Below are 7767 nucleotides of genomic sequence, written 5' to 3'. Positions count from 1 at the left end.
CCCGCCAGGGCGGTGGCGGCCAGCACCACACCGATACCGCCGCCGGGCAGGTTGCCGCCGATCACACCGGCGGCGATGACGGTGATGAGCATGAACTGCACCGCCAGGGAAAACACCCCCATCACCCCGAGCACCGGTTCTATCACCTGCGCCATGCGACGGGAGACATCATCGATGGTCGCCGCCACCACTGTGCGGCCGTGCAGCGGGTCGGGCAGCATCCGCAGGCTGCGCTGGCCGTCGGTGAATTCCATCAGCCGGGCCGCCGCATCACGCCGCGCCGCCGCCAGGGCGGCCTCCCCGGCGGCGACTTTGTTCCCGGCGATCACCTGCACCGCGGCCAGCACCGGCATCCACAGCGCCGCCACCACCGCCGCCGCCGGTGACTGCACGGCAAGAACCCCGATCAGCGCCACCGCCACCGTGACCGCCCTCAGCCCCGGCAGCAGCAGATGCGCCGGAATGCTCATCACCGCCATGACTTCCCCGCCGAACAACTTCGACAGTTCCGCTTCCCGGGAGCGGCCGAACCAGCCGAGGGGAAGCCGCATCACCTGCGCCGCAAGGCTGTCGTGCAGGGCCTGCGACAGGCCGTATCCGCCACTCCGGCCGCACCAGAGGGCAGCGGCGGTGGCCACCGCCCAGGCGGTTGCCGCGGCGGCGACCAGCCATCCGCCGCGCCCCGGATCCGTGCCGTCGACCAGATGCGCCAGCAGACTACCGGTGGCGGCCACGCACCAGGCTTCCGCCAGGCCCGCGCCCACCCCGCTGACCGCACTGGCTGCCACCAGTGCCCGCTGCCGCGGCGGCACGGCGTTCACCAACGGATCACTCATCGCCGCCTCCTGACACCGGGATCGTCTGGTCGGCCACCAGGTCGGCGAACACGCCCCCGGCGGCGAGCAACTGCCCCGGCGGGCCGTCGTCGACGATGCGGCCGGAATCAACGACTATCACCCGGTCGGCATCCAGCCCCGTGCGCGCCCGGTGGTCGACCCGCACCAGGGTGCAGTGCCCGGCCAGCTCATCCAGGGCACGGTCGATACGGTCGGCGGCGGCGGCATCCACGGCCGAGGTCGGCTCATCCAGCAGCAGCAGCCCCGGGCGGCTGACCAGGGCGCGCGCCAGACACAACCGTTGCCGTTGCCCGCCGGACAAAACCGTGCCGTCGCCGATGACAGCCCCCAGGCCGCCGTCCAGGGCGGCAATCCGCCCGGCAATCCCGGCGCGCCGCACCGCGTCGGCGATATCCCGGTCGGTGGCATCGGCGGTGCCCATGCGCAGATTGTCGGCGACGGTGCCCTCAACGATGAACGGCTGCTGCCACAGTGCCGCGACCCGGGCCGGATTCCCCGTGGTGACACTACCGCTGGTGGGGGCGACAAGTCCGGCGATGACCTCCAGGAGGGTTGATTTGCCGGCGCCGCTTTCCCCCAGGATCACCGTCCGTGTCCCGGGTTCAATAACCAAAGACACCGCATCAAGCACTTTTTTCCCGCCGCGCACGAGAGTGACATTGTCCACCCGCACCCCGAGCGGCCCGGTGGCGGGGCCGCCGGGCGCCTCGGCCCGCGCCGGGGCGGTCCGCCGGGAATCGATCGCGTCCATCACGGTGGTGATCCGGGTGGCCGCATCAGTTCCCATGGCCAGGTCGTGGATGGAAAAAGCCACGGCCTCAACGGGGCTGAACAGCAGCGGCATGATAATGGCGACGGCCACCAGCTGGCCCGGGGTGGCCCACCCGCCGGCCGCCGACAGCGCCACCATCGCCCACACCGCCACCGCGCTGAGCAGCAGCTGCTGGCCGACCAGGTACGGGGTCATCGATGTGGCCCACCCGGCGACGAAACGGGAATAGTCGCGGGACGCGGCATGGAAACGGTCCAGTCCGCGTTGGGTGCCCCCGAATATTTTCAATGCCGCCAATGCCTGGGCGAACTCCACCGCGGCCGCATCAAGTGCCGCACTGGCCCGGGCGAATTTCTTCCTGTTCGCCGGCATGGTGCGCCGCAGCCGCCGGGAGATGCCCCAGGCCGCCGCGGCGGGGAGGGCGGCCACCAGTGTCGGCACCGGGGCCACCACCAGCAAAACCCCGATTCCCGCGGCAATCTGCACCGCCGCGGACACCGTTGTGCCGAATGCGTGCCCCACAACAGAGTGCAGGGCATCGACGTCGTCGGTGACGGTGCGTTTCACGGCGATTTTCCCGGTGGCATCAACCCACTCAAGGGGGGCCTGCGAGACCCCGTCGACAATCCGTGACCGCAGCAGGCGCTGCAGTTCGTTGTCGGCGCGGTGCGCCACCAGGTCGCCGCGCCAGCGGCCGAACCATCCCGCCACCGCCAGCAGGCCGGCCGCCGCCAGCACACCAGCCAGCCGGTCGGCGTCGCCGCCCCACCCCAGTGCGGTAACCACGACCAGCACCGCCGCGGCCCCCACCCCCAGCACACCGATACCGCCGATGACCTGGTAGACGGCGGCAACCAGCAGCCGCCCGTGGACCGGCCGGGTCACCCCGACAAGCGGATGCGATCTCACAGTCATTGCGCCACAACTCCCGACCCGGGGCACACACCGGTGGATGCCCCCGGAGAAACAAAAACCGACAGGGATGGGCGATTATACGTCGCCCGCCCCCGCCCGCCCGGCGCGCCACTGGCTGCCCGGGGCAGGGGGTGCCCCCGCCCGCCCGCCCGGCGCCGGGCGCATCCGCTGCCGGCGCCGCGGCAGGGCCGGGCGGCATCACTCGTCGTTGAGGGTGTCCTGCAGCGGGCGGTAGTGCTCGATGACGGCTTTGACGAAGGCGTCGCTGTCGCCGTTGCAGGCGGCGGCCAGCATCGCCCCGTGGGCTTTCGCCGTGGCCACCAGACCGTCATGGTTTTCCAGCCCCAGGGTGGGGACCACCTGCTGGTGCACCCGCCACAGGGAACTGACCAGCTGCCGGACCACTTCGTTGCCGGCCAGCGCCAGCAGCCCGTCGTGGAAGGCCATGTCCGCCTCGGAAAAAGTCTCCCCCTTCTGGGCGTGCGCCACCATCGACTGGACCAGCGCCTCCAGCCCCGGCTGGGAGGTGCCCTTCAATACCCGGCACAGCTGCCCGGACAGCCCCGTGTCCAGGCACTGCCTGACCTCGACGACTTCTTTCAGGGTCTGCCGGTCCCCTTTGGTCGACAGCAGCGCCCGGAAAGCCAGCGCCTCCACCAGCGGCGACATCGACATCCGCCCGACGAAACTGCCCGCGCCCTGCCGGATATTGACAATGTCCAGCGCCTCCAGGCGGCGCAGCGCCTCCCGCACCGATGAGCGCGACACCCCCAACGACTCACACAGTCTCGCCTCCCCGGGAAGCGGGTCGCCGGGTTTGAGCCCATTGGACAAAATGAACTGCTTGATGGACTCGGCGGTGGATTCCGTGCGGTTGACCGCAGTAGACGAGCGGGGGGCAGCGGTGGCGGCGGCCGGTTTCGTTACGGGGGACATGCCTCCAACAATTAGCACAATTTGTCTGACAAGTCGCGTTTTTATGCCGAATAATCCGAAAACTCCCCCACCCCCGGCGCCCGTGACACCACTTGTCCGACAGATGTGGCGCCCCCCGGGCGTAAAAATCAACGATTTCCAGGTTTTAACAGGTGAACCATCCCCAACAAGGTAAGTCATCAGACAAATTAGGGGGTAATCCAGATAACGGTTCTATAACACCACAGGTGAATCAGGGGACATTCTGCTGACACAGGGGTGGCCAAGGCGTTAGATTTCTAGTCAAGATGTCAGACACCTTGGCTATGGGACGGGTTTTCACCCGGGTCCGCTGACACGGAGTTTGGCTCACAGACCATTCAGCCCAGTTTCTTTTAAGGAGACACCCTCCATGCGTACGTCCTCCCTCAAGCGCAGGTCACTGCCTGCCGCCGCCATCGTCGTCACCTCCGCGCTGGTGCTCGCCGCCTGCGGTGGCGGCACCGACGCCCCGTCGGCCACCGATGCGGGCAGCTCCTCGGACAGCACCGCCGCCAAGGACGCCGACACGGCCACCGATTCGTCGACCATCACCGCGGCTGTCGCCTACGACACCGACAACTACGATCCCTCCAACACCACCTCCGCCCTGGCGCTGGCCGCCAACTGGCACACCATGGAGGGCCTGACCGAACTGGATCCGGCCACCCGCGAGGTCTACCCGGCCCTGGCCGGCGCCCTGGCCGAGCAGGTCGACGACACCACCTGGGAAGCCACCCTGCGTGACGGCGCCAAGTTCTCCGACGGCACCGATGTGACCACCGATGATGTCGTCAACGCCTTCACCATGACCATGGAAGGCTTCTACGCGCCGTTCCTGTCGTTCATCGACTCGGTGGAAAAGAAGGACGACACCACCGTCACCATCAAGACCAAGTTCCCCTTCAGCCTGGTCAACGAGCGCATCTCCCTGGTCAAGGTCTTCCCGGCCTCCCAGTCCGCCGATGAGCTGAAGTCCAAGCCGATCGGCACCGGCCCCTACAAGATGACCTCGGCGATCAAATCCAAGGCCGTCGATTTCGAGAAGAACGACAACTACAACGGCACCCGCCCGGCCGGGGCCGCCAAGATGCACTGGGACATCCAGGTTGACGGCACCCCGCGCGTGACCTCGATGACCACCAACACCGTGATGGCCATGGAATCGGTTCCGGCCATCAACGAGCAGCAGCTGAAAGACTCCGGCGCCACGGTTGAATCCGTCCAGGGCTTCGGTCTTCCCTTCGTGATGTTCAACACCAAAAAGGCCCCCTTCGACAACCCGAAGGTCCGCCAGGCCGTGCTCTACGGCATCAACACCGAGCAGCTGATCGACAACGTTCTCGACGGCAAAGCCCAGCCGGCCACCTCCTTCCTGCAGGAGTCGCACCCGAACTACCACAAGGCAAGCAACGTCTACAACTACGATCCGGAAAAGTCCAAGCAGCTGCTCAAAGAAGCCGGTGTTGAGGACCTGCACTTCACGCTCAACACCACCGACCACCCGTGGGTCAGCCAGCTCGCCCCCATCATCAAGGCGAACCTGGAGGAAGCGGGCATCACCGTCGACAAGATCGACAGCCAGGCTTCCGGCGCAATGTACTCCAACGTCACCGACGTCGATGACCCGCAGTTCGACGTGGTTGTCGCCCCCGGTGACCCGTCGGTGTTCGGCAACGACCCCGACCTGCTGATGAACTGGTGGTACGGCGACAACGCCTGGACCCAGAAGCGCTCCCAGTGGAAGGGTTCGGACGGCTACACCAAGCTGCACGACCTGATGGACAAGGCTGTCCGCGCCACCGGCGATGAGCAGCAGGATCTGTGGAACCAGTGCTTCGACGTGATCAGCGAAGAGGTTCCGATCTACCCGCTGTTCCACCGTGCGGTGACCACCGCCTGGAACGGTGACAAGCTCTCCGGCTTCCAGCCGAGCGCATTGACCGGCATGTCCTTCCTCGATGTGAAGGTCAAGTAGGTTTTCCTTCCGGTTGGTGTCATCCCCTCCCCGCCGGGCACCGGCGGTGCCCGGCGGGGGCGGGATACCCGGCCAGCTGACCAGCCTGCGACACAGGGGTTTTCTTCCGCACAAAAACGGATCGGGATTTTTCACCAGGTTTTTCCCTTCCTGCAGGCATCGGCGGCTTTTTCACACAGCAAAAGACTTTCTGGCGTCCTGTTTTTTCCACCTTCCGTTTCGGCACGCGGCCGCGACACCGTTGCTCTCTTCCGCACACTGACCTGCCCGGTGCAGTATGTCCGGCCCGGTTGACTGCGGCGGCCACGGTCACAGACAAACAGGACCCCTTCCCTCACCACCACGGTGCCGACTCCGCGCGCTGTGAGCACACCCGGACAAATCAGTGATGTTTTTTCGTGTTCCGGCGTGCTTTTTTGTGCGGCCTGCCACCGGTTTTCCACTCGGCACCCCCCCTTTAGCGACGGAAAGGTTTGTGTCACCACCGTGAGCAACCTGATACGACTGATCGGACGGCGACTGCTCGCCCTGCCGGTGATGATTCTGGGTATTACGTTCCTCGTGTTTTTCGTCATGAGTTTCAACCCGGTTGATCCCGCCTACGGTGCCCTCGGCGAGGGCGCCACCCAAGAGCAGATTGCCGCATACCACAAGGAATACGGGCTCGATGAGCCTCTGCTGACCAGATACGTGCACTTCCTGGGCGGACTGCTGCACGGCGATCTGGGTTCCTACACCTCCCAACGACTTCCTGTGTCTGGGCGAATAGCACAGGCATTCCCGGTGACGATTTCACTGACGTTCTACGGCCTGATCATTGCGGTGGTCATGGCGCTGATCTTCGGTGTTCTCGCCGCTCTCTACCGCGACAAGTGGATCGACCAGGTCATCCGTATCGTGTCGATCATTTTCGTCGCCACCCCGTCCTTCTGGCTGGCTGTTCTGCTGATCCAGGCATTTACCCTGAACATGAACATTTTCCCGGCCGCAGGTCCCCTCTACAGCTTTGAATCGGATCCGAAGGCCTACATGATGCGCATGGCGATGCCCGCTTTCGCGCTCGGTGTTCCGGTGGCCGGTTCCCTGATCCGTGTGGTGAGAACCTCCATGGTCGAGGAACTCGACAAAGACTATGTCCGCACCGCCCTGGGTGCCGGCATCCCCAAGCGGGTGGTTGTCTCCCGCAACGTGCTCCGCAACGCACTGATCACCCCGGTGACGGTTCTCGGCCTGCGGGTCGGCTACCTCATCGGTGGCGCGGTCATCATCGAAATCATTTTCGCTCTCCCGGGTATGGGCCAGGCCATCTTGGAGGGCATCACATCCAACTACCCGGATCTGGTGCAGGGCGTGACACTGACCGTGGCGCTGGCGTTCGTCATCGTCAACATTGTCGTCGACATGCTCTACATCCTCATCAACCCCAGGATCAGGACGGTGTAGGAGCTCATGCGTAAGAATCTGACCAAGAAACTCGAAAAGCCGGGGCAACGGCTGGGCCGTTTCTCCGCGATGCCGCTGGCAAGCCGCATCTCCGTTGTTTTCATCGGCGCTTTGGTGGCGGTGGCGATTATCGCCCAACTGTCCACCTGGGGGCTGCTTCCGATCACCGATGTGCCGTGGAGTCCGCTGCATGACCCGATGGCCATCGACAAGCCGAACCAGGCCCCCGACGGCACCTACCTGTTCGGCACCGACTACCTGGGCCGCGATGTGCTCGCCCGCATGGTCTTCGGGGCGAAAGTCTCGCTGATCATCGGTATCTGCGCCACCGCTTTCGCCCTGGCCTGTGCCGCCGTACTCGGCTCGATTGCCGCGGTATCGGGCAAATGGGTCTCCGAAATCATCATGCGTGTGCTGGACATCATCATGTCCTTCCCCGGTATCGCCCTGGCCGCGGTGTTCATCGCCGTGTTCGGCAACTCGGTTCCGGTGCTGATTGTCACCATCGGTTTCCTCTACATCCCGCAGCTGACCCGTGTGGTGCGCGCCAATGTGCTCGACCAGTGGGGCGAAGACTACGTCAACGCCGTCGTGGTTTCCGGTGCGACGAAAGTGTGGATTCTCACCAAGCACGTCACCCGCAACTGTGTCGCCCCGATTCTGGTGTTCGCCACCGTGCTGGTCGCCGACGCGATCGTGTTCGAGGCCTCCCTGTCGTTCATCAACGCCGGTGTGCCGGAACCGGAACCCTCCTGGGGTTCGATTATCGCCCACTCCCGCCAGGGTGTGCTGGTCGGCTTCTGGTGGGGCGCACTGTTCCCCGGTCTCGCGATCATGCTGACGGTGCT

General features: G+C 65.4%; 6 protein-coding genes. 3 read left to right on the top strand and 3 right to left on the bottom strand.

Annotated elements, in window-relative coordinates; all coding sequences use genetic code 11:
• The 3 genes from JZY06_RS03500 to JZY06_RS03490 form a co-directional block, all read right to left on the bottom strand.
• Positions 1 to 836 (bottom strand): ABC transporter ATP-binding protein (locus JZY06_RS03500; protein ID WP_207118439.1); only part of this gene is annotated, 836 nt, incomplete at its 3' end.
• The gene (locus tag JZY06_RS03495; RefSeq protein WP_207118438.1) at positions 829 to 2544 is read right to left on the bottom strand and encodes an ABC transporter ATP-binding protein; all 1716 of its coding nucleotides are present in this window, start codon (positions 2542 to 2544) and stop codon (positions 829 to 831) included. The genes JZY06_RS03500 and JZY06_RS03495, both read right to left, overlap by 8 nt.
• A 198-nt stretch (positions 2545 to 2742) precedes the next feature.
• Positions 2743 to 3480, bottom strand: a complete 738-nt coding sequence (locus JZY06_RS03490; protein ID WP_207118437.1) for a FadR/GntR family transcriptional regulator — start codon at positions 3478 to 3480, stop codon at positions 2743 to 2745.
• A 391-nt stretch (positions 3481 to 3871) separates the two neighbouring features.
• Here JZY06_RS03490 and JZY06_RS03485 point away from each other — a divergent pair, with 391 nt between their 5' ends.
• From JZY06_RS03485 to JZY06_RS12180, 3 genes are all read left to right on the top strand, one after another.
• Positions 3872 to 5476, top strand: coding sequence for an ABC transporter substrate-binding protein (locus JZY06_RS03485; RefSeq protein WP_207118436.1), 1605 nt, complete (start codon positions 3872 to 3874; stop codon positions 5474 to 5476).
• 486 nt (positions 5477 to 5962) lie between these two features.
• Positions 5963 to 6919 (top strand): ABC transporter permease, encoded by a 957-nt coding sequence (locus JZY06_RS03480; RefSeq protein WP_207118435.1) that lies wholly within the window; start codon positions 5963 to 5965, stop codon positions 6917 to 6919.
• Between the two features lie 6 nt (positions 6920 to 6925).
• Positions 6926 to 7767: ABC transporter permease (locus JZY06_RS12180; RefSeq protein WP_242516638.1), on the top strand; the 842-nt coding region annotated here is incomplete at its 3' end.

Origin of the sequence: Corynebacterium mendelii (assembly GCF_017307055.1) — a bacterium.
GTDB lineage: Bacteria > Actinomycetota > Actinomycetes > Mycobacteriales > Mycobacteriaceae > Corynebacterium > Corynebacterium mendelii.
The sequence above is the reverse complement of the archived record's forward strand: the minus strand, read 5'-3'. Positions and strand labels throughout refer to the sequence as shown.